The following is a 1,612-nucleotide window of genomic DNA, read 5'->3' as shown; positions in this document are numbered from 1 at the left end:
CAAACACCCGAGGTAGGAGCCCGGTGCCTTAATTGGGCTCGCCGGGATCTGCGCGGGGGGCGCCCAGTGATGGGTGTCCCTACCGCGAACAGATTTGTCGGTTTAGTGAGCCTGTCAGGATTCCCGAATCGATTTTTCAATGATTCATAGGGGGTCGGCTTTTGGAGGGCCGACCATGGGGAACGCAACGTCGGATTGGGAAGACCAGCTCGAGCGTTGGCTGAAGCCATTCCTGGATCGCCTGGGTCACAAGGCCCGGCGGCGAATGTGTCCGCGTTACATTGCGGGGCTGATCGGCCCCGGTGAGCGCAAGAGCATTCAACCGATGGCGGAGCGCTTTGCAGCGGGGGATTACGATCAGCTGCACCATTTCATCGCCGATGGCGTCTGGGATGCGACGCCGCTGGAGACAGAGCTGCTCAGGGAGGCCGACCGGCTCGTCGGCGGCGATGATGCGGTGCTGGTTATCGACGATACGGCGGTGCCGAAGAAGGGCGAACACTCGGTCGGTATCGCGGCTCAATATGCCTCGGCGCTTGGCAAAACGGCGAATTGGCAAACATTGGTGTCGCTGACGCTCGCGCGCGGTGAAGTGCCGGTGATGATCGCATTGCGTCTCTTCCTCCCCGGGAGCTGGACCAGCGATGTCGCCCGGTTGAAGCGCGCCGGCGTACCGGTCGACTACCGATCGCCACGGTCCAAGCCAGAGATCGCTTTGGCGGAGATCGATCGCGCGATGGCAGCCGGCGTGCGCTTCGGTTGTGTGCTGGCGGACGCGGGATACGGCCTCAGTGCGCCGTTTCGACAAGGGCTCACGGCACGCGGGCTGGCGTGGGCCGTTGGCATCCCGCGTCACCTCAAGGTGTACCCGGTCGGCGTCAAGCTTATCTGGCCGGTTGCGATGCGCGGGCGTCCCCGCAAGCGGTCCATTCCGGATATCCTGTCGCGCCCGTCCGAAGACATGCTCGCCGACGCCAAGTGGAAAAATGTGAGTTGGCGAACGGGGACCAAAGGCCGATTGAAAGCCCGTTTTGCTGCGGTTCGGGTGCGGATCGCCGATGGACCTCCCCAGCGGATCAAGGACAAAGGCCAGCAGCATCTTCCCGGCGAGGAGGCTTGGCTGATCGGCGAACACAGGACATCAGGGGAAAAGAAATACTATCTCGCCAACCTGCCCGCCGCGACAGATCTGCGCACATTAGCCGCCGCCATCAAGGCGCGATGGATATGCGAACAGGCGCATCAGCAGTTGAAAGAGGAGCTCGGGCTGGATCACTTTGAGGGGCGATCCTGGCAAGGCCTGCATCGTCACGCGCTGATGACCATGATCGCCTACGCCTTCCTACAACACCGTCGCCTCGCCCAGGCGGGGCGGAAAAAAAAGAATCAACGGACCGCCGCCGCAGCCAAGCTTGCCGGCGGTACGCCACGCCATCGTCGATCTCATCCTTCGACCGTCAGCTCAGCGATGCCCGCACTGTCGAAAACGAATCCGTGAAAAGCTGCAACTCAATCTGCCAAAGTAGTGCTAGGGTCCAGACTCAATTGAGCCAATATGCGACGAGAGCGGCGAGATGAACAGCGGCCAAAAAATTACGGGCGAGCTTGTCAT

General features: G+C 61.7%; 1 protein-coding gene. It reads left to right on the top strand.

Annotated elements, in window-relative coordinates:
• Positions 1–139 precede the first annotated feature (139 nt).
• On the top strand, positions 140–1,498 hold the full coding sequence (locus tag IQ16_RS44930) for an IS701 family transposase (RefSeq protein ID WP_145832246.1): 1,359 nt from the start codon (positions 140–142) through the stop codon (positions 1,496–1,498).
• Positions 1,499–1,612: the final 114 nt, after the last annotated feature.

The sequence above is a fragment of the Bradyrhizobium huanghuaihaiense genome (genome assembly GCF_007830635.1).
Taxonomy (GTDB): domain Bacteria; phylum Pseudomonadota; class Alphaproteobacteria; order Rhizobiales; family Xanthobacteraceae; genus Bradyrhizobium; species Bradyrhizobium huanghuaihaiense.
Note: the sequence above shows the minus strand (reverse complement) of the source record. Positions and strands in the feature narration are given on the sequence as shown.